This window comes from Paenibacillus sp. G34 (assembly GCF_056856875.1).
The window spans coordinates 1,342,499-1,364,759 of the sequence record NZ_CM166469.1; the positions used below are offsets into that span (position 1 = coordinate 1,342,499).

Annotated in this window: 14 protein-coding genes; 7 read left to right on the forward strand and 7 right to left on the reverse strand. The window is 45.1% G+C overall.

The window, feature by feature from the left end:
• The first annotated feature begins 320 nt into the window (after nucleotides 1-320).
• Entirely contained in the window at nucleotides 321-3,272 is a 2,952-nt protein-coding gene (locus tag AC1VYS_RS05900; RefSeq protein WP_482934486.1) for a P-loop NTPase fold protein, read from the forward strand.
• 91 nt (nucleotides 3,273-3,363) lie between these two features.
• On the opposite strand, the gene AC1VYS_RS05905 is transcribed toward AC1VYS_RS05900, so the two are convergent.
• Complete coding sequence (locus AC1VYS_RS05905) at nucleotides 3,364-4,425, reverse strand: LacI family DNA-binding transcriptional regulator (RefSeq protein ID WP_482913425.1); 1,062 nt, start codon at nucleotides 4,423-4,425, stop codon at nucleotides 3,364-3,366.
• Between the two features lie 253 nt (nucleotides 4,426-4,678).
• On the opposite strand from AC1VYS_RS05905, the gene AC1VYS_RS05910 reads away from it, so the two are divergent.
• A complete protein-coding gene (locus tag AC1VYS_RS05910; RefSeq protein ID WP_482913426.1) occupies nucleotides 4,679-5,998 on the forward strand; it encodes a glycoside hydrolase family 125 protein in 1,320 nt (439 codons plus the stop codon).
• A gap of 63 nt (nucleotides 5,999-6,061) precedes the next feature.
• On the opposite strand, the gene AC1VYS_RS05915 is transcribed toward AC1VYS_RS05910, so the two are convergent.
• The 3 genes from AC1VYS_RS05915 to AC1VYS_RS05925 all read right to left on the reverse strand — a co-directional run bounded on the left by AC1VYS_RS05915 (nucleotide 6,062) and on the right by AC1VYS_RS05925 (nucleotide 8,785).
• On the reverse strand, nucleotides 6,062-6,607 hold the full coding sequence (locus tag AC1VYS_RS05915; RefSeq protein ID WP_482913427.1) for a GNAT family N-acetyltransferase: 546 nt from the start codon (nucleotides 6,605-6,607) through the stop codon (nucleotides 6,062-6,064).
• A 71-nt stretch (nucleotides 6,608-6,678) separates the two neighbouring features.
• Nucleotides 6,679-7,746 carry a Gfo/Idh/MocA family protein gene (locus AC1VYS_RS05920; RefSeq protein WP_482913428.1) on the reverse strand — a complete coding sequence of 356 codons (1,068 nt, stop codon included), beginning with the start codon at nucleotides 7,744-7,746 and terminating at the stop codon, nucleotides 6,679-6,681.
• Nucleotides 7,747-7,897: 151 nt separating this feature from the next.
• Entirely contained in the window at nucleotides 7,898-8,785 is an 888-nt protein-coding gene (locus AC1VYS_RS05925; protein ID WP_482913429.1) for a sugar phosphate isomerase/epimerase family protein, read from the reverse strand.
• A gap of 130 nt (nucleotides 8,786-8,915) precedes the next feature.
• Here AC1VYS_RS05925 and AC1VYS_RS05930 point away from each other — a divergent pair, with 130 nt between their 5' ends.
• A complete protein-coding gene (locus AC1VYS_RS05930) occupies nucleotides 8,916-9,812 on the forward strand; it encodes a helix-turn-helix transcriptional regulator (RefSeq protein WP_482913430.1) in 897 nt (298 codons plus the stop codon).
• Between the two features lie 250 nt (nucleotides 9,813-10,062).
• Here AC1VYS_RS05930 and AC1VYS_RS05935 read toward each other — a convergent pair whose 3' ends face one another.
• Nucleotides 10,063-10,746: a serine/threonine protein kinase gene (locus AC1VYS_RS05935; protein ID WP_482913431.1), complete on the reverse strand. Its 684-nt coding sequence runs from the start codon at nucleotides 10,744-10,746 to the stop codon at nucleotides 10,063-10,065.
• Between the two features lie 875 nt (nucleotides 10,747-11,621).
• Between AC1VYS_RS05935 and AC1VYS_RS05940 the strand changes: the two genes are divergently transcribed.
• Nucleotides 11,622-12,539 (forward strand): RecB family exonuclease, encoded by a 918-nt coding sequence (locus AC1VYS_RS05940; RefSeq protein ID WP_482913432.1) that lies wholly within the window; start codon nucleotides 11,622-11,624, stop codon nucleotides 12,537-12,539.
• A 149-nt stretch (nucleotides 12,540-12,688) separates the two neighbouring features.
• On the forward strand, nucleotides 12,689-13,468 hold the full coding sequence (locus tag AC1VYS_RS05945; protein WP_482914922.1) for a class I SAM-dependent methyltransferase: 780 nt from the start codon (nucleotides 12,689-12,691) through the stop codon (nucleotides 13,466-13,468).
• 338 nt (nucleotides 13,469-13,806) lie between these two features.
• Here the strand turns inward: AC1VYS_RS05945 and ald are convergent, their stop codons facing one another.
• The gene (ald, locus tag AC1VYS_RS05950) at nucleotides 13,807-14,940 is read right to left on the reverse strand and encodes an alanine dehydrogenase (protein ID WP_482913433.1); all 1,134 of its coding nucleotides are present in this window, start codon (nucleotides 14,938-14,940) and stop codon (nucleotides 13,807-13,809) included.
• A 189-nt stretch (nucleotides 14,941-15,129) separates the two neighbouring features.
• Here ald and AC1VYS_RS05955 point away from each other — a divergent pair, with 189 nt between their 5' ends.
• Both AC1VYS_RS05955 and AC1VYS_RS05960 read left to right on the forward strand, forming a co-directional pair.
• On the forward strand, nucleotides 15,130-16,800 hold the full coding sequence (locus AC1VYS_RS05955) for a PucR family transcriptional regulator (protein ID WP_482913434.1): 1,671 nt from the start codon (nucleotides 15,130-15,132) through the stop codon (nucleotides 16,798-16,800).
• Nucleotides 16,801-17,442: 642 nt separating this feature from the next.
• Nucleotides 17,443-19,515, forward strand: coding sequence for an nSTAND1 domain-containing NTPase (locus AC1VYS_RS05960; RefSeq protein ID WP_482913435.1), 2,073 nt, complete (start codon nucleotides 17,443-17,445; stop codon nucleotides 19,513-19,515).
• Between the two features lie 509 nt (nucleotides 19,516-20,024).
• On the opposite strand, the gene AC1VYS_RS05965 is transcribed toward AC1VYS_RS05960, so the two are convergent.
• Complete coding sequence (locus AC1VYS_RS05965; protein WP_482913437.1) at nucleotides 20,025-21,983, reverse strand: sigma-54 interaction domain-containing protein; 1,959 nt, start codon at nucleotides 21,981-21,983, stop codon at nucleotides 20,025-20,027.
• Nucleotides 21,984-22,261 lie beyond the last annotated feature (278 nt).

Genomic DNA, 22,261 nt, shown 5'->3' on the forward strand with positions numbered 1-22,261 from the left:
GCATTAAGAAAATCAAATATAATTTAGTGCTAAGTATAGATTTTTTAGATTCTGATTTAAGCATACGAGACGAAGAGATCCCATTTCATCTAATTGGGATCTTTTTAATAAATCTAGCTCTCTATTGCTCCTTTCAATTAAATATTGCTAGGATAGCATATCAAGGTCTAATTCCAGTAATTCTATTGATCAAAATTCTATGTATGGTATGATTCAAATAATATTGAGAATCTTGTTCTATTTAACGATATTCTGTTACGTAAGATGTATTAAAGTTAATGAAACTGATTACAATGGAGGTTCTTTTTTTGGGTCAAAGGATGACAGATTTACTAACAATTTTTTTTAGGGATTTAGGAATAGAAACGCAGGCCTTTTTTATGCGTATTGTGGCAGCATACGTTATGCATAAAGCTTTTTTTTTAATTGTCTTAGTTATTTTAGCCGTTTACTACATATTGATATCTATCTATAAATATAGAGATTTTAAGTGGCGGATAACTTCCCATTTTGTATACCACATATTGTTTGTCTGTGGAATTGGATGGATGATATTGGTTATTTCTCCGAATGTAAAGTGGGTTGGAGTATTATTGAGTAGTTCTCCTCTAATTATTTTTATTACTTATTTTATAGTTATATCATATGTAAAAGAGAGAGTATTGTACTGGAAAACGAAGAGGAAGCTTGAATGGAGATTAATTCAGGCTTTATATTTTTCTGGACTTGTCTCAGTTCCTTTTACTATAGTTTCATCAAATTGGGAAATTGTCGATTGTATTAACTTAATCAGTATTTTGTTTATTCTTTTTAGTATATATAATTCATTAAACGTTACATCAACAGTGCCTCATTCTCTAAATGAAGTGGGAGAAGAGGCTGACCAAGAAGTTGCAAACCCAGACCAATTATTCCCTACTCGAAAGAGAGAGCTAGAAAGAATAAAAAGCTACATGACATCTCAGGAATATCAAGAGCCTTTTGCATTAGCAATTAATGCAGCTTTTGGTGAAGGGAAAAGTAGCTTAATTCAGGTTTTAACCTCTGAACTGAAAAAAGATAAAAATAAAGTTGTATTCCTTAAACCAACAATTACTGATACCAGAGAAAAACTTATCAATTTTTTCTTTTCCGAACTTGAGGTAATTCTAAAGGATAGTGGGATATATACAGGTAAGGGCAGCGCTATCAAAAAATATATTGAGCAATTTGGAAAGTTAGTAGAGAACAATAAAATTGATATTTTCGTGGAAATTTTAGGTGTATTCGAGAATGAGAAAAATGAGGAGTTTAGAGAAACGAAAAGGCGTCTTGAAGAGGACATACATCAGATGTTGTCGTATTCATCAAAAGGACAGATGCGTAGGCTATATATTGTAGTTGATGACTTTGACCGAGTGGAAAAAAACACGATGCTTGAAACATTAATTTTCATAAAAGAGCTTGTCGATTTCAAATATTGTGGGGTTTTATTTCTAATGAACTATAATTTAGTAATTGGTGAGAAGATTACGCATGAATATTTGGATAAATTCATAGGGAAGCGATTCGATCTAGAAAAAGTAAGCTACCGAGAGATTTTGACTTACTATTTAAATCACAAAAAAATGTTGTCGATAGAGAACGGTTCTCTTAGTTTTATCTCAGATGAAATGGATATATTAAAGGATAAAGCTATAACACATATGGACGAAGCAGAAAAAGGAATTCTTTCTATTCTTGATAAAACTCACAAGGGGCATCAAGAGAGATTACAACGGAAGGGTAAGGAAGATAATAATCTTCAAGATATTGAATCTCAATTAAAAAAATATGAGAATGAACTTCAACTGTTTCAAGAAAAAATAAATAATCCACGAAGATTAAAACGTATCTTAAGAGAATCAAAAGAAGCTCTCATGTTTTTGGACAAACTTTATCAAAATGAGAGGAATCCCTTTTTTGCTGAAAATGCAAAAAAGGCAGAGCTTCATCGTATTGTTTTTAACATAGCGATGATAAAATACTTATTTGAAGAAGAGTTTGAACTAATAATTAGATCTGGAAATATGAATAATTATCTTTCGAAATGTGAATCTAAATTAATCAAAGAACACATGCTGCAGGATGTATCTAAAAATCTCTTTAGAGAAAGTGATGTTATTCTTCAAGAAATGAAAATTAAATTGTATCATGTGATTATTTTTCAAAGAACAGATGAAGAAGAGTATTTACAAGAAATCATAACTAAAACCGAACATAGGTTAAGACTAATAGATAATCAAAGTGAATTACTTACTGATATCACTATTATTGATGAGATATTACCTTTTATAGAAGCAATAAAGAATAAAATAGGAATAGAGGAAATGAATCTTGTTAAGAAGCGTCTGGAAACAGTTTTTGATGTAATTATATCTTTACTTAAACAGGGGAAGGTGCAAGCAAAAGAGATTCTTGAATTATTTGATTATAAAACGATTACTGTAAATTTATTAACTATAGCCCCTTCTTTTCTCGATAGTTTATCTAAGGAAATCGCTACAAAGCCTTTCGTATTTGAAGATAATAATGAGAAGATACGATTAGATAGTATTCTTAATGGTCTCGAACAATCTTTGATCCGATTTTTCCTTGGAGATATTGAGCTAGTCATTACTACTTCTGAGATTGTTCATAAAAAAAGATATTCAAATTTCTTCTTTGATTTAACAGAGGACATATCTAATTTGAAAAAATTAAACGATACGTTGGAGAAGTACTCCGGTTTAAGTAGAAAAGAAGACAATAGTGAATCAGTAATTGATTTAGATTGGTTTGAGAACAATGTGGCTAGTATTTTGGACGAAATAAATCAACTTGATGACTTAAAGCCAGAGGTCTTAAAAGCACTAACATACTGTCAACGGCGTATTAATCTCTTTAAGGAACTTCTTTCTTGTCATTATGTTATTTTTGATTCTTTGTCTAAAGGGAAGTTTTCTGATCTCTATGAGGTTAAACCAAAGTACTTAACTTCATTAAGAGAAGTAGAAGAAACCATTAGGGAAATGCATTATCTAATCATAACACCAAATAGGGTTAGTGAATCAAGCGAAACATACCACTATTTTCATGATACAATCATACAAATAAATAAATTAGTAGGCATGAATCCTTTATCTAGGGAAACTTCTCAATATATAAGTGAAATTTATAAAATTATTGATGGAAAACATAATGAAAATATTTACAGTGAACTGTATTGGAGAAATTGTGGGCTCTTGGTAGAGAAGCTGGTATCCCAAAGTTAACTCTGCCTGTTTGATAGCCCTCTAGAGGACCTAAGATTTGGTCCTCTTTTTTTGTTTGAAATTATTCCTGACTTGTTGTAGATATTCTAGTCTACGCCGAATCCCTTGGAATCAATGTAGTGGATAACATGACCGTTTCTTTCGGAGTACCTGGGCGTTCGATTCGACGCTTCAAAGCCTGGGCTGCTCGTTGTCCAAGTTCCTCTTTGCACAAATGTACCGTAGTCAGCGGGGGAGAGGAGGTGGCAGCGGTGTATACATTGTCGATTCCGATCACCAGACAATCCTTAGGCGTGGAGAATCCCATCTGTTGCAGTTTGTACATCCACTGTAAGGCGATATCGTCGTTCGCTCCAATCCAAGCATCGGGGCGTTCTTCCGCAGGCAAACCTTGAATGGTGGCAGCGAGCTTGTTCACCCAATCTCCGTTTTCATAAGCTATATTCCAGGTTTGAAAGCGGACGTCTTCGCTCGCATCCGTATGAAAGTGATCCAAAGCTAGCTCGATACCAATCTTACGCTGTGCAAAACTGGCGGCACGTCCATCATCAGTAATCAAGCCAATGTGTCTGCACTCTTTCGATATTAGATATCTGGCTGCAGTTATCCCTGCTTCCAGATTATCATGGCTGACCGTATCACAGTTCAGCAAAGGCTCCTGATGATCAACCAAAATCATGGGGCGGCCTGTCTGTACGAGCCGTTGCAGTACCGCATGTGGGAAAGCGCCCATGACGATAATCCCGGCACATCTTGTCCAGTCCAGATGAGGAGCAATTGCCTTTTCGGGAGTGATCTCTTTATCTGGCATATCTAGTGAAGGCGACACAATAACGTGATGCCAGCCTTGTTCGGTACAACCTGAGATGATACCTGACAAGACACGCTGCCAGTAGTGAGGCTCACCTCGATTGAGTTGATTCATACAGATCAGGGCGAAGGGAGATTCAGATGCGGCTGGCTGAGTGGTAGTGGCAGTTTGTTTCGCCGAGCCAGGTGTACTCTGACGATACCCGAGCGCGCGGGCAAGTTCCAGAACACGAGTACGTGTGGACTCGCTGACACCAGTTTTACCGCTGAGCGCGCGGGATACGGCATATTTGGACAAACCGAGCTGGTCAGCCAGCGTTTGGATGGATACTTTTCGAGACATATGATTACTCCTTTTATGGACAGATGGATAAACCTAATTTTATCAGTAAGAAAATGACTTGTGTCATATGGGTAGCTAGTTGAATAGAAAACTGATTAATTGTCAATTGACGTGCTTACATGGAACAGGTACACTTACAATTAATAACGTTATTATAAAATATAATAACAAAAATAACAACAATCCTGTTAGAAGGTCTATATTAGTCTATTTTGGTTGATTAACAGTTTACATAGAAACGGAGAGGACTCCCATGGATCAGTTCAGATTACCTAAAATTCCGATGCCCGAGTTGGAATTACCCCAAGCTGTTCGTGATGTTTTGGCTGAAGCAGACGAGCGCTTGAAGCACAGACCGAAGCTGCTGGCTCAGTTTCGCAATTGTTTTCCGAACACGCTCGAAACGACTACCAAGCTATTGGATGATGGTACAACCTTTGTCATTACGGGAGATATTCCCGCGATGTGGCTACGGGATTCGGTGGAGCAAGTGATCCATTACGTTCCGCTGGCGAAGCATGACGCGCAGTTGCAGCGTATTATCGGAGGTCTGGTCAAGCGGCATACTTTTTATGCGGAAGTGGACATCTATGCGAACGCATTTAACGAAACGGCTAACGGCTGGCATTGGGATGCGAATGATGAGACAGAGATGTCGCCTTGGGTGTGGGAGCGGAAGTTTGAGCTGGATTCCCTGTGTTTCTCTATGAAGCTGGCATATACATATTGGCGCGAGACTGAGCTTACAGACATCTTTGATGAACGTTTTAAAAAGGTCATGGAGCAGATCATGCACCTGTGGGAAACGGAACAGCGTCATGTAGAGCAATCCCCGTATCGATTCATGCGGCGTAACTGCCCGGCGCACGATACACTGCGTAACGAGGGAATGGGGATGCCAGTAAACTATACGGGCATGATCTGGTCGGGCTTTCGCCCAAGCGACGATGCTTGTGATTTTCACTACAATATTCCGTCCAATATGTTCGCCGCGGTGACGCTGAGCCAGATGGGGGAGATTGCAAAATGGGTGTTCCGTGACGAACAGCTGGTGAGCCGTATGGCGCGCCTGGAGGAGGAAATCCGGCACGGCATTGCCCTTTATGGTACCTACCGTCATCCGGTGTATGGACAGATTTACGCTTATGAAACGGACGGGTATGGCAACGTCTGTCTAATGGATGATGCGGGCACACCAGGACTGATGTCGATTCCGTATATCGGATATGTTTCCGTGGATGATGTGGTGTATCAGAATACACGGCGTTTTATTTTGAGTAAAGAAAATCCGTATTATTATGAAGGAACAGCGGCCAAGGGCATTGGCAGTCCGCACACGCCACCAGGGTACATCTGGCATATGGCATTATCCATGCAAGGACTGACGGCAGACAATGACGCGGAGATGCTCGCCATGATTGATTTGCTGGAGAACACCGACGCGGGAACGGGGTATATGCATGAAGGTTTTCATGTCGATGATCCGGATACGTATACGCGTCCATGGTTCGCATGGTCCAACAGTTTGTTTGCGCAATTGGTGTACAAAGCGATGAAGAAGCGTATTTTGTAGGTGAATAAAAACAGCCGTTCCAATGTTGGAACGGCTGTTTTCCTTATGTTGCCGGAGTCTTCGTTACTTGAATAACTTATACCAGTATAAAGTGGTATCAATATTAGGGGTATAGGACTGTTTGAGTGTGTCGGCTCCACCTAGTACAAAGCCCTGTTTTACATAAAATCGGCATGCACCCAGATTGTCATCTTGTGCTTCGAGGGACATTCCAATAAGATTTTTTTGTTTTGCCCATTCTTCTGCTTTATGGAGGAGCAGCCTTCCGACTCCGCTACCTCTATACTCTTTTTTGGTCGCAATGTTCTCAATATAACAGAAGCGATTCCAATCCTTAATGATTCTAATCTGTCCTATACAAACCTGATTCATATACGCTAAAAACAACATTTTATCGTCCTGGTTGATATATTCGTCCCAATCCAGCTTGTCATCTGGAAAACGAGTTTCCTTCGGTTCATCAAAAAGAACTTCTTCATAGGACCATTGTCCAGATTGTAAACTGGGGATGATTTTACCGAATAACGTAAAATCATCGTTAGTCGTATGGATATCATCCACTAAGTCCGCATTTAATGGAGAAATCATAATTTTACTTTCACTATCCAATAAGACTCACTTCCTTTTATGGCGATTGAAAATATATATTTAAACAACATTAACCCTAATCTTGCTCAAGCTCAGGATGACGGCCCTGTTGTTTTCAATAAATCTGCAATCCGTACCTTTTGTCCGGTACGTGCACTTTCGAGGGAGGCGAGCACCATAGCCATGCTGTATTGATTGTCGCTGCAATCCGTTTCGGGCAGGCGTTTTTCTTCAAGTGCAGCGAACATCTCTTCAAGACAGCCGTGGTGTCCGGTTTTGTCCATTACAGGCAGTTCGGCTTCGATTCGTTCACCGCGTTGAAGGAATGCTGGTTTGCCATCAGCCTCCAGCGTGAGTGTATTAACCACTTCGGCATATATGTTGTCATGACCATCCCAGATGGCGGTTCCCTTTTCACCCGTCACACGCCAGCTTGCTTCCCAGGATGTAGGCACACCCTCGGTACACCAGGACCCCCGATAATCGAACACAGATCCGTCGGACATCTCGAAAATACATATCGCCATCGCATTGCCCTTATACCAGGAACCTGGAGGGTTGAATTCGTGACAGTACACCGACACCGGATCAGCGCCGAGGATATAACGCGCCTGATCAAAGGTATGTATCGCCATATCCAGCAAAAGCGGGCTGTCCATGAGGTCGCGGAAACCGCCAAAGTGTGCCCCTATAAAGAAGTCTGCTCCTGCATATCCTGGCTGCCCAATCGTTCCGCTGGAAATGAGCTGCCGATAGGCGCGAATACGCGGATCAAATCTGCGATTCTGCATCACTGCCTGAATACGTCCTGTACTACGGGCGGTTTGCACAATATCCGTGCAGTCCGAGAATGATTCTGCGAGCGGTTTCTCGCCAAAGACGTGACAACCGGCCTGTAGTGCGGTCATCGCAATATGATAATGGCTGGAAGGGATGGTCACATCAAATACGATGTTGGCATCGACAGCCTGAAGGGCATCGTGAATATTCGTAAAGGTTGGACAGGATAGATTGTGGCGCTTGGCGAATGATGATGCCGCTTCCTCGTAGAGATCAACAAGTCCCACGATTTCTGTATCTGGTCTTTCTTTGGCATAGTCGGCCCAGGTGTTTGCCATTGCCCCGCAACCTGCGATGATAACCCGATAAGGGTAGGTCATATGCTCAACTCCCTCATATAGATGCATAGATGTGATTGATCCATGTTATAAGTTATTGCTCCATGCGAGAAGTGCATGTGATTGTGACGAGCATTTGTATTTTCTGGGCACATGAGTAACTGAGTCTTTCAGTCTTCATGTTGTTATGTCTTTACACCGGATTGGGCACAAAACTACCGCCGCGGCAATGTTTCAAATAATTCAATGCGTGTACTTGCCCGGTCATTTCGAGTTCGTCCCGGTACACCGGGTCATGCCAGCCTTCAATGTCGATCGTGCCTTGATAGCCGTTCTGGCGCAAAATAGTAATGATATCTGCCCAGTTGCTATCTCCAAAGCCGGGGGTGCGATGCCAGACAAATTCATGCGGGCCGTGTACGCCATGTTCTTTAACAATATCCCAGGCGATGGTGGCGTCTTTGCCATGGACGTGGAACACTTTCGGGGCCCATTTGCGAAGCTGCGGAATCGGGTCAATCAAGCTGACCATCTGGTGACAGGGTTCCCATTCCAGACCGACATTTTCATCAGGGACGGCATTAAACATCATTTCCCAAGCGGTAGGGTTGTGAGCGATATTCCAGTCGCCGGTCTGCCACGTTCCACCCATATCACAATTTTCAAAAGCAATGCGTACGCCCCGGTCTGCCGCCCGTCGTGCCAGTTCACCGAACACTTCCTTGAACCGTGGAATCGATTCGTCAATTGGTTGATTGGTCAGACGTCCGGTAAAGCCGGAGACGATGTCTGCCCCAAACAGCTGTGCGTGGTCAATGACACGCTCCCAGCTTGCCAAGGTGTCGGCGTTATCCCCAGAGCCGGTGAGCGGATTACCAAATACACTTACAGCTGAAATGGTGATGCCATGTTCGTCAACGATATCGCGGACGCGTTTGGCGGTTTCTGCCAGATCGAGATTGCCCGTGCTTTGCCAGAACGTCAGGTTAAAGGATTCGAAGCCGTGTTGCATAATCTGCGGAATGACCCGAACGGCATCATGGCCGCCTACAAGGGTTCCGATACGAATGGATGGATTCATGGTTGTCATTCACTCCAATATTGGCTTATAGTACTTCGTGACACACTCATTATAGCCGTGGATCTAAGGGAAGGCTCTAAACAATTTTGTGCTTTATTAGTCGGATTTTGTGGTGAGGGGGAAGAAAGCCATGCTAGACTTGAAAGCGCTTCATGAAGATACGCGAATTGATCATAAATCCCATCCGTTTCAGTTGTTCCAGAATCGCTGTTCTGCGAAAAAGACGGAAGAATGCATTTTATATTTGCACTGGCATGAACACTTTGAATGGATCATTATGCGTAAGGGGAGAGCTGTATTTCATATTGATAGCCGACCTTATGAAATTGAGGCTGGAGAGGTTATTATCATTCCGGGTGGTGCTCTGCATGTTGGATACGCGTTGGATGAAGGAGATGTGCATTATGACTCGGTTGTGGTCAATCGTGCGTTATTTCAGGATTTTGCGAGCGATCCAGTACATGAGCAGTATGTTGCGCCCTATCTGGAAGGCAGTGTGCGGTTTCCGGTCAAACCAGCCGCAGAGAATGCAGCCTGTGCCGGGTATTATTCTTTATTAAATGAAGCTGTGGAAGAGATGGCGATGCAGCCTCCGGCGTACCAACTTGTGGTGAAATCCAAGCTGCATGCCTTGTTTACGCTGATGGCCCGGACGTTTATGCCGCATCAGTTGCGGGATCGAGCGGGTACGGTGTATTTTCCTAACCGCGAGCGGTTCAAGCAGTTGATTGCTCGGATCGAGGCTGATCCGCAGGAGAAATTGTCTGTTGGCGAAGCGGCAAGTCAAGTAGGCCTGAATGTATATCATTTCTGCAAAATGTTCAAAAAGCTGACCGGACGTACGCTCGTAGAATACGTAAACGGATGCAGAATGAGCGAGGCTGAGCGCCTACTACAAGGTAGCAACCTCACAGTTACGGAAATAGCCGCTCAGGTGGGATGCGACAATGCGAACTATTTCACAAAATTATTCAAGCAGTATAAGGGCATGACGCCTTCGCAGGCACGGGGAATGACGGAAGGGTGAGAAGGAAAAGAGAGTGCTGAAAGGTGGGCAGAAGGATGAAAAGGGGAGGGGAAGGAAGAAACGTGAAAGAAGGAGCGTGAAGTAAAAGTAGAGTAAATGTGAAGTAAATAATGTGGAAGTACAAAAACCACTCTAATCTAGCCCATTATCGACTAAACTCGAGTGGTTTGAGGAAGGGAGAAGCCCTGGTATAACCGCAAACAGTGAATTCATTTACCACATGTGGATTTATAGAATTGCATTAGCACATTTATTTCAAAAATTTGGAGAGTAATCGATTGGCTTTCCTGGAGAGGTCCTCCATTTTAAGGTTGGCTTGGTCGAACTGATTATACGTCCATTTGATTGTTTGCAGCATTCGGGGAGATATAGGCGTGCCTTCAATGCGTGGATAGATATTGTGGTATGCCCATACGAGATGCTCCCAGCGATGGTCGTCTCCTTCCTGAATATACTCCGATACGTCGAGTACTTTGCCGCGTCCATTCTGGAGAAGTACATTTTTCAGGTGAATGTCGCGAGGGTTTAGTCCAAGGCGACGAACGGCTTCTCGCGCTGCGTCTACATCGAGCATAACCTGCTCGGGGACAGGGATTCCTTTTTCCAAACATTCGAGTAAAGTGTCTCCGGGTTCGTAACTGATGACCAGTATATTTCGGCCGCTGCCGTAATACGTCGGGAAGTAGGGCAGGCCCTTAAGCTGGGCGTAGACCTGTTTTTCATTATTTAGTTTATCTAAAGCATGATCCGAGTACATTTTGAAGGCATACTGCGGCAGTTGATCATACGTAAATACAGCTGCATCCGTACCAATTCCAATGCAGTTCACTCCTGCTGTCTCGCCGATGATCTTCACCAGCTCATTCCGATCGCTTCCGATGACTTGAATCTGTTGTAATGCTGCTTCCGCCTGGAACCAATCTGGCTGATTCATGGGTGGCGCCTCCTTTTGGATATGCCTGTACATATTTTCCGTAGTTGAAAAGACAGTGTCTTGTAAGGGAGATTTGTCATGCTCTATCTATTCGTGGTTCTAAGTTGTACTGCAATTATGCATTGCAGTTATGTTGTAATTGTTAGCGGATCATAGGAAAGCTTAAGCTTAATTTACGTAATAGATTAATACCGTTTGTGCTCGATTTCAACTTTGGGTGAATGGCCCTATACTCCATGCATTTCAACCTCTCCACAAATTCTAACGATCAGGAGAAACCTTATTTCGCTCAAAATAGCCATGTTGGAATTCTAACGATCCGTAGGAACGCTATTTTGCCTAATTCGTCCGTTTTATCCCGTTTTCTACTGAAATCCAGCTAAATAGCGTCTCTGGTGATCGTTAGATTTTGAGACTCCATCAAAAGGGGCAAATAAGGTCTGTGGTGATCGTTAGCGTCGCCAGAGACATTCTACTGCGTATGCGTCATAACCTCTTGCCTCCGCACGTTGCCTCCGCACGAGATAACCTCTGCATTCTAACGCCTCGCAATGGTTGGGATGCTCTCCTTTTATGAAGACGAGCGATAACTTCCCTTCATCCTGATGTAACTATATAAACGATACGTATCGTTCCTCAAACGGTTGCGTGCACAAGAAAATAACGGAAGCCGGGTTGCGGCATGAGGGCCAGGGCTTTATACTTTGAGCAATAAAAGGATCTTCTAGCCCAATATGCAAGGGCGGGCATGTATGGCAATGTTCGGATGTTATATTTTACTAAGCAGTCTTGCAATATTTCCTGCAAACTCACCCCACGGCATAGGATGAAGCATTGGCATAAAGAATCCGGTATACAGAAAGGCAGATTATCATATGGCACAATACCCGCAGTGGTCTTATTCGCAGTCGCGGGCGAGTATGTTCGATGAGTGCCTGCGCAAATATTATTATCATTATTATGGTGCCCACAACGGCTGGAAAACAGAATCGGCAGATGAGATGCAGGTACGTCTGTATCGTCTGAAGCAGCTGAGCAATCTGTATCTGGTATTCGGGGATCTGGCACACCGAATGTGTGAATCGGCTGTAAGGAGCAGGGAGGAAGGCAAGCCCAAGCCCCGTGAAGTTTTTTTGCAGAAGACGATACGTGATCTACTGAACCAGGCATACAAAGAGTCCATGAATCCGGAGCAATGGCGACTCAATCCGAAAAATCATACGATGTTGTCGGAAATTTATTATGGCGATGATACACTGAACGACCGGGTCGCAATTATTAAAGAACGCGCAGGCGTCTGTGTAGGTAACTTGTATCAGACGCTGACGTGGGAAGATTTGTCCCGTGCAAGTACAACGATTCTGGAGATTGAGAAATGGGATACGATGCTGCTGCATGATACACGGGTATATGTGAAAATGGACTTATTATACAGACGCAGCAACGGAAATATTGTCATTGTGGATTGGAAGACGGGCAAAGAAGATGATTTCTCCGATCAGTTAATTCTGTACGCTTCCTATGTAAGAGAGCACTACCGGGTTCCGTTGGAACAGATTGAAATTCGGGTGGAGTATCTGTTGACCGGCAAACATAAAGAGTTTACTGCAACCGAAGAGGACATTCGCAAAGTGGAGGAAAACGTAGGGCGTTACATCGAGGAGATGCGTTCCTGTGTGGCCGATGAGTATTACAACCGTCCCAAGGACATGTCCTACTTCACCCCGATGCCTTCGCACCGGGCATGCCGGGATTGCAACTTTCGTGAGGTATGCAGCGAACGAGTGGTTTAACATAAACAACAGACTGATGCCAAACGATTCGACAGCTGGCATCAGAAAATAAAGTAGACTGGTTAGCGGATTAAGCTAAACGGCAGGTTTCTACTTTTGAAGTGGTATCTGCGGTATAATGGACATAAAACCTACTGGTGGTGATTCGTCTGGGAACTTCTCAGCAGAATAAGGGATCGTGGAATAGCGGGGCATATCAAGCATGGATCAACCGGTTCGGTCAACCCGCCGAAGCCGCGATGAAGATAAAGCAGGACCCGACAAAAAGAATTGGCAAAGCCCTGGATTTTATCGGAGATGTCACAGATAAGAAAATCGCGAATCTGCTTGGTTCAAATGGGAATAAAGCTGTCGCATTGGCGTTATTAGGCGCGGATGTTACAGTCGTGGACTTTTCTTCTGAGAATGAAAAGTATGCACTGGAGCTAGCCGATGCTGCTGGCGTTCCTTTACAGTACGTTGTATCCGATGTGCTTGAGTTGCCGGCTGAAATGTTAACGGGTAACTTCGATGTTGTATACATGGAACATGGGATTCTTCACTACTTTAAGGATTTAGAGGTGCTGTTTAAAGTGGTACAGGCACTTCTTCACCCCGGCGGAGTGCTGGTGTTACAAGATTTCCATCCAGTGACTACAAAGTTAATTTCATCTCGCGGCACGACAGCCAATATCCGGAAGCATAAGGTAACGGGCGACTACTTCGATACGTCATTAGAGGAAAAAGAAATTTCTTTTTCTAAATTTATAAACGACAGCAGCCAGGCGCAGAAAGTTCTTTTACGTAACTGGACCCTCGGAGAGATCGTGACGTCCATTGCAAGCAACAGGCTATGTATAAAGGTCCTTGAAGAACTGCCTAATCAATCTTCGGACGTCTTCGATAAAGGCATCCCCAAAACGTTTACTATTGTTGCAGAAAAGTTATAAATGATCGTTGAACTCCCTTGGAAGAATTCATGGATTTACTTCTGTAAATCTGTAGTGTCGCTTGCGGCATGGTTGGCTAACGGAGACGTTAGTTGAACTGTTTCTTGCTACATTTATGGAAAGCGGGCTCACCCTTACTCTACAAGGGGGCTCGCTTTTTTTATGCAACGAATGGCTTAACGTGCGTTTTCCGCGTTTTGTTGGCGATGTCTCTAGCCTATATCCTGTATGCAAAAAAAAGAAGCGCAGTGCCCCTAGAAATCCTTCCTGGTGCACTGCGCTTCTATGCGTTCCACGGGCTGGATACAGCCTAATCCCGGGTGGAACGGCCAGAAGATTTATTGGACGGCGGCGCCATCTTCAAGCGCCTGTCCTGCGGGAACATAGGCATGCCCGAGATCACGGGCAACCGCCTCATACGTGATGTGTCCATTCAGCGCATTCACTGCGCTGCGAATGGACGAACTGCCGCGGATCGCGGCGGCTGCACCGTGGTTCGCCAGCTGCAGCGCATAAGGCATGGTGGCATTGGTCAGCGCCACCGTGGACGTGCGCGGAACGGCGCCAGGCATGTTCGCCACCGCGTAGTGCACGACACCATGTTTCACATAGGTGGGTTCATCGTGAGTGGTGATATGATCAATGGTCTCGACGATCCCGCCCTGATCAATCGCCACATCCACAATGACCGAACCGGGTGCCATGGTCTTCACAACCTGCTCGCTGACAAGCGTTGGCGCTTTCGCGCCCGGAATCAGCACCGCACAGATCAGCAGGTCCGCCGCAGCGACAGCGGACGTAATATTGGAAGGGCTGGATACCAGCGTCTGGATCTGATTACCAAATATATCGTCCAGCTGGCGCAGCCGATTCAGATTCAGATCCAGAATCGTGACATCCGCCCCCAGGCCAAGTGCAATTTTGGCGGCATTGGTACCTACCGTACCGCCGCCAATAATGACAACCTTGCCGCGGCTTACGCCAGGCACACCGGATAACAGAATGCCTTTGCCGCCTTCTGTTTTCTCCAGAAGCTGCGCACCAATCTGCGCAGCCATCCGCCCAGCTACCTCACTCATGGGTGTGAGGAGCGGGAGGGAGCCGCCGACTTCCAATGTTTCATATGCGATAGCGGTCACCCGTTTTTCAACCAGTGCTTTAGCAAGAGCTGGCTCTGCCGCGAGGTGAAGGTATGTGAACAAAATCAGTCCAGGGCGAAAATAAGGATATTCACTGGCAAGAGGTTCTTTTACTTTAAGGATGAGTTCGGCATCCTGCCATACCTGCGTGGCTTCCTCAACAATTAGGGCACCAGCTTGAATGTATTCCTGATCCATAAATCCACTGCCAAGTCCGGCACCTTGCTCGATAAAGACTTGATGCCCGGCTCTCACGAAATCAGCCGCCCCGGCAGGAGTCATCGCGACACGGTTTTCATTGTTTTTGATTTCTTTGGGAATTCCGATTCTCATCGCCATGCACCTCGTCCATTTATTGGTTGTTAGCTTATACTACAAGTTTATGACTCCACAAGTTGTTTTGCACCTTACACGATGTCTATTTATCAGAAACAAGACTCAACATTTCGTCGAAACAGACTGTTCAGGACAGATGTCTTTGGATTATAATGTAAGAAAAAATAACACTAAGAGGGATTAACTTTGCGAAATGACCGTGTGTTTACTGTCAGAGATATCCTGCAACGTCCGGTATTTAGCCAAGCGCGGCTTGCGGCAGGGCAAGATGGGTTGGATCGTCAGGTGGGCTGGGTTCATGTGCTGGAAATTACGAATGTTTCTCCTTTTGTGAGCCCGAATGATCTTATTTTATCCACGGGTCTTTGGCTTCAGTCAGAAGAAGGACGTGAAGCGTATCTAATGCAGTTGATCAATCGCGAGGCGGCTGGATTATGTGTCGAGTTTGGAACTAGCATTCATGCGATTCCCGAGTCGTTAATTGAACTGGCGAACCAGCATCAGTTTCCGCTCATCGTGTTTGAGCAACCCGTGCGATTTGTTGAGATCACGCAAGATATCCACTCCCTACTTATTAACCACCAGCACCAGTTATTAAAGAGCTTGGAGACCTATTCACGTGAGCTTCAGTTGCGAACGTTGCAGAGTACGGATATGTCTGCGGTGCTGGAACTGCTCTACGCCTATGCGGCAAAACCGGTGGTGTACATTTCGTCCATGGAAGCGGGCAGTTTTGTACCTGAGCTAGCTCCGGAAATGGAGCAGGCGATTTATAGCTGGTACAGCCGGGAGGTCGAACAGCTGAATCTGAATGATTCCGATACCGAGCTGTGGTTTCATATGGATGAAGAGACTGTGCTGCTCTGTTATCCGGTGGTCTGTTTTGGTCAAGTATTCTCAGCCATAGGCATGATTGTGCATCCGTCAGCGACGGTGGAGTACCTTAAACTACTGCTCGATTACACAGCCAAAGCTGCGGCGGCGCTTACCCTTCGTTCCCAATTTCTTGAAGAGAAAATGGTACGTAACCAGAATGAATTGATTCAGGATCTGATGAATGGTCTCATTGAGCAGGAGGAGCAAGCGAGAACACGTATGGGGCTTCGTCTGCTGGTGAAGGGACAATACTGGTTCGCGGGAGGTCTATTGGAGATTGAGCATCGCATGAAAGGAGCGGGCCGGGAACGAATGGAGGCGAATCATCAGGATATTCTGGTTCTGCTCCGTTCACTTCTGAAGAAAAATCATCTGACCAGTCTCATCATGCTCAAAAATAATCAAATCTACCTCTGCTGTGCAAAGGAAGAGACACGAGCTTCTTCACAGCAGCAACTAATGCAAATGTTAGAGAGCATCACTCAGGATATCAAGCGATTTGCCAGTTCGAATCTCAAACAAGTCGAAATTCATGCCGGATTCGGCAAACTTCGAAATCAACTAACTCGCTTGAAGGACAGCCTTCAAGAAGCATATCAGGTGATTGAAGTAGCACGGTCTGTAAAATCGATGAAACATGTTCACTTTTACGATCGTATGGGTATATATCAAATGTTAAAAGCGATGCCACCTTCTTTCCTGCAATCCTTTGCGATGGATCATCTGGGGGTGCTTATGGAGCATGATCGAAACCACCAGTTGCGATTGGTAGAGACGCTGACTGCGTATCTTGCGAATTTCGGGTGCAAAAGAGATGCGGCTGCCCAGCTGTTCGTTCATCGGCAGACCTTATATAACCGACTGGAGAAACTGGAAGAACTGCTGGGGCCGGATTACATGCAACAGGGAAAACGGGTGTGTCTGGAAATGGCATTGCTTGCTAACGCCATGATTGAAGGCGGAGATGGTCAATCGTCATGACAATACCGTTTTTGAGATAGGGGCTGTGCTCGAATAGTAGGTGTTTCTTGCTCGTTTACATCTTGTTGATACGTCGTATACCTCGTAAGGCACGAGACCGGCGACGAGACCCTGTATTGGAGAAACGGCCCCGATTACGTTCGGATGCAAGGGAAGAGGGAGCCTGAGATAGTGAGGTGGTTACTGAAAGGCGATATGGAAATGTTATACGTTCAGACCTTCGATCCCGTCTGTTTTGTGGATCAGCAACAGTTAAGCCGGTAAGGTTTAACCACGCCTGAAGCTCGCTGGAATGGATGCCAAGTTGTCCGCTCAAATGAGAAATGTCGAGATGTTTTTTCACACAAATCCGCCTTTCCTGAATTATCGGGCTGAAGTAGGTACGAAAGGAAAGCATGAAGCTAAGTTGGGAAATCGTGTACAGGCTTGCTCAGAGTGAATGGCGGAGTGTTTCGTTTTGTGATATCCATAAGCGGTATGGTTCGATAGATGTAGAAGAGTCCACAGTTTGTCTTTTTCTATAAATTGGCTTTTATCAAGATTCTAACATTTCGGAAGCGATTGCGCGTCTCAATATAGTCTCATTTTTCTAAAAAAAGTAAGCTACAGTAAAAGTACCAGTATCTAGTGCGGAGGATATATATGGGGAACGGAAGTGGATCTCAAAAGCAGAAGGTTGTCAGGGACGGAAAGCGTTTCGTTGGTCGAGCTAGAGAACTAATGACACTAGAGCAGTGGTTTGAAAATGAAGAAGCGCCTATGACTATATTTTCAGTTACAGGTATGGGTGGCATCGGAAAGTCTTCGCTACTTTCAGAAATGTTGTCCATCGCTCGGGAGAGGGGAGCAACCGCTATATGGATGGACGGACGGGCGTGTGGCACAACACCTTCCGTGTTTATGGATTATTTTATTTCAACACTTGGGCTGGAACTGGGATTGTTAAACAGCCACGGTGCTCATCTGCTCTCGGTTTTGAAAAGCATGCCAAGGGATAAGCGGCTCGTTATTGCAGTAGATAACTACGAGGAACTAGTATTGCTCGAGAGCTGGTTTATGGAAGTTTTCATTGCGAAACTTCATCTAAGTGGGGTACTGATTATACTTGCTTCTCGTCCAGAGCTTTCAGCAGCATGGCGAACGCACCCAAGGCTGTATGAGCATCTGGTGCAGCTGAAGTTGCAGCATTTTACTGTAGATGAGGTTACTACGTATATTGCAACTGCTGGATCACTGAAGCCGAATGTGGCTGGTATCATCGCGAGAATGACGGATGGACATCCGCTTGGACTTGCCCTTGCCGTGGAAGCGGCTGATCAGGGGCGCAATCTTCTTCATGCCGAATGGGCTGAGCTATCACATATGATCAGTGCCAGACTACTCCTCGAGCTTACGTCACCCCGTTTGCATCCGATGGTAGAGGTTTTGACCTTGGTAGAGACAGCAAATCAGGAGCTGTTGTCCGCTGCGCTGAATATTACCGTTGAAACGGAAGAATATCATACGCTGAGGCGGATGTCCTTCATCCGTTCTGCACCGGACGGCCTGGCTCTGCACGATATGGCCCGAGTACATCTGATGAGGGACTTTCGGCAGCGGGAGCCCAACCGATTGCAGTCCATGCGTATTCGGATTGCTGAACTGCTGAAACTGATGCATGAACAAGTCGGTACACATGAGCGCCAGCAGATAGCGCGGAAAATGCTCCTACTCTGTCAGGAGTCCATGCTTCAGTTTCGTAAATATGCCGATGTATCACGCGATTCTTTGTTCTCGCCGCTTGAACCGATGAATCTGGCAGATCTGCCGTCCTTGCACAAGCTACTGGAGCAATGGTGTGAATACAGTGTTGAGCCTTGGCAGTCTACAAACTATGCTCCCTTTTTGCATGAGCTGGCTCATCGATATCCTGAGGGTATCGTTTTGAAGCGGGACAAGCAGGGCGGGACGATTGCGATGTTCATTACAGTGCTAGTGCACCGGGAGACAAGTGATTTGCTCCTGAAGTATTTTCCGAATGAAATGAAAGAATGTTTTGCACCGGAAGAATTGCAGAAAGACCCGGATGAAAGTGACACACACTTCGCTTTGCTGGCAGCGGCAAGAGATGATGTACCCGGATTTACACGGGAGGAGCTTGTCGGGGATATGGTTCTGGATCGATTGTCGTTGCTGGGAGATGGAGCAAGAGCGATTCTTGTTGCGACTAACCCGCATCTGAAATTATTTCTGCGGAGCATCGGTTTTCAGATGCGGAGAACGTGCTCGCGTGCTTGTGATCGGTATGAAGATCGGGCGGATGTGCTGGAACTGGATCTGCGTAGCGGACAATTCGGTGCATGGGCAATGTCGCTACTGCATCCAGACCTATCGGTTAATCCAATACAACCCGAGATAACAGGAGCAGGTAACAAGAGTTGGTCTGAGCAGGAAGTGCGCAAAATGCTTGGGCACCTTCGCTCTCCGGGCGAGTTACAGGAGTATGCTGACAGAGTTACAGGGGTGAAAGATGGCATTCAGTTGCAATTATATGTATTGGATCTGCTGGAAGGAAGAATCCATGGGGTGTCTCCCCAGGATCAGAAGCTGTTACATGCGGCTTATTGGACCCACGCCGGCAATCCAACTGCCGCTGCGCAGGTCTGTTCGATGAGTAGAGCCACCTTTTATCGCCATATTAGAACTGCACTGATTCGCTTAGCGAGAATTTTGTGAGGGTGAAGTATGAAGTATAAAGTATGAAGTATGAAGTATGAAGTGTGAAGCGTGAAGCGTGAAGTGTGAAAGTGAGCAGTAAATACATTGGTTCATAAACAAACCCCCACGAATCCTAACGATCAGGAGAAACCTTATTTCGCCCAAAATGGGCATGTTGAAATTCTAACGATCCGTAGCGACGCTATTTTGCATCATTCGTTTAGTTTATTCCGTTTTCATCTGGAATCCAGCTAAATAGCGTCGCTGGTGATCGTTAGATTTTTAACCTTCGTCAGAATGGGCAAATAAGGTCTGTGGTGATCGTTAGAGTCGCCCAAGAGTTGAATTGATAATGACTGTGCTCTCGATGCGTTTTCTCCTAATTCTCCTCCGATTTGCTATGTCCTTTCGCTAGGCAAAGCATAGGAAAGAATAAGCTTCTTCTAGCGTTTTCTGGCTTTGCATGATGCTCAATTTGCAAGATACTCAACTTTATATGCAAGCGGTAATCAACGCGGCGTTGTTTACTATAAACCGAGCCGCTTCATGCGGTTATAAAGCGTAGCTCTGGAGATGCCGAGTTGTTTTGCTAAAGTCCGTTTGTTTCCGCCTGCAGCCTTCAAATATTGAAGCAAAAGCCGAGCTTCATACGCATCCATCTGTTGCTGATAAGAGTCGCCGGGACTTTGTCCGTGACTTATATCAATCTGGCCAGTCACTTCTTCCGTTGCCGCTGCAAAAGGGTTAGGCAGTTGGCTTTTTTGCTGCGTCTCCATCACATCCGGATCATCTGCTCCGGCTTCAAATGCAAACGTGAGGCTATCTGCTGTATGCTCCGGTTCAGATGGTTCATTTAATTTCGCTGATGTAAGCGAATCAGGCAAGTATTCCAATTTAACCTCACCATCCATCGTTAAAATGGTCAGGCGTTCAATCACATTACGCAACTCGCGGACATTACCCGGCCAATCGTACTCGAATAACCGTTTGAACACTTCTGGCGGAATGACTTCAATATGACGATTGTAGAGCAGTGAGAACTCTTGCAGGAAGGTCTGGGTAAGCTCATAAATATCTTCTTTGCGCAGTCGGAGTGGCGGAATAATGAGATTGATGACATTCAGTCGATAATAGAGATCCTCCCGGAATTGATTGCGGGCGATCATGGAAGGAAGATCCTGATTGGTCGCGGCAATGATCCGGCAGTTAGCTTGTTTGGTACGTGTACCCCCAACCGGGAAATAACTTCGTTCCTGCAACACGCGAAGCAATTTGACTTGCAGTTCAGAAGGCATCTCACCAATCTCATCGAGAAAAAGGGTGCCTCCCTCTGCAAGTTCGATTTTCCCCTTTTTGCCCTTGGGATCAGCCCCGGAGAACGCACCTTTCTCATAGCCAAACAATTCACTTTCGAACAATGAAGCCGGAATAGCCCCGCAGTTTATCGCAATAAAAGGAGCAGTCTCCGGTTCACGCAGATCATGGATGGCTTTGGCGAACAATTCTTTGCCGGTGCCGCTTTCCCCCATAATGAGCACCGTAGCTGGGGTGGTGCTGATCTTGCGGATGGTCTCCAGACATTGCCTCATAATAAGACTGCTGCCTTTGATACGGGCAAAAGGATCGCTCTCGGGACGAAGCCGGGCAACGGCTTTTTCCAAATGCTGAATTTTGGAGGACATATGCAGCAGTTCCTGATGCAGACGAATCTCGGTTGTGATATCCACCTCCGCAGCGACAGCGCCGACAATACGGCCGTCCAGTCTGACAGGGCGGGCATTGATCAAAGCGAACAGATCAGGTCGGGGCTGATGCTGTTTGCGGTAAACCGTCTCACCGGTATATAACGTTTTGAGCGATTGAAGTCGTTCGGGTGGAAAAAAGTTAGCGGCAGGCTGGCCGATGATATCGGTTTTGCGGATAGAAAAAATATGCTCCGCACCGGATGTCCAGTAGGCTACCTTCGCTTCCTCATTAATTAATGACAAGGCAGAGCCCGCTGTCTCCAGCGTGGTCTCCAAATAAGCTTCCATCAGCCGATGAGCTTGTAACAGGGCGTTTATAACATCAGCCGCCGAGAGATAACCGGCCCATTCGTCACGATTGTTTTTGACGATGAGAAGAGGGCTCTTGGCGAACAACGGAAGGGTATGTGCAAGTTGCATGGAAGGCGAGATCATAGGGACAGGGATAGAGAATGGGCGATTAACTGTACATGAGCTGGATTCTGTTGATGTAGAAAACGATGAAGATGAAGATGAAGATGTGAAAGGCAGACCTTGCTCAGCAAGCGTGTTTGGTTGATCAATTAACGAACAATAGAGATAAGCGTCTCCCGTAGCAGAGCGTACAAATACTGGACGAGCTTCCGTGTCATCGGAATCCGGATGCGGACAAGGTAGGATATGTTCCAGGACGGTGGATTCATCGTAAATTTGCATATCTGTTCGTGTTAGTTCTTTCAGAGTGGGAAGTAAATGTCTCAACAGGATCACCTCGATTACACCATACGGATTAAAGTGATTGGAATTTAGTACTATTATATCGCTCTCGTGTTGTTGTGTATATATTTTTTGACATGCTTTGTTCGGGAATTGTTTGAAAGCGGTTTATAAATTTGGTTAGTTTTATGTATGCGATTTCATTGAATGAACTAGATACAAACTGTTGATATTACTGCAAATTTTGGCTTTTTATAGGAGTTTTATTTGGGTACTTTGTTAAATTATATGACATTGATTAACTTGAAAATTGAAGTGTAACT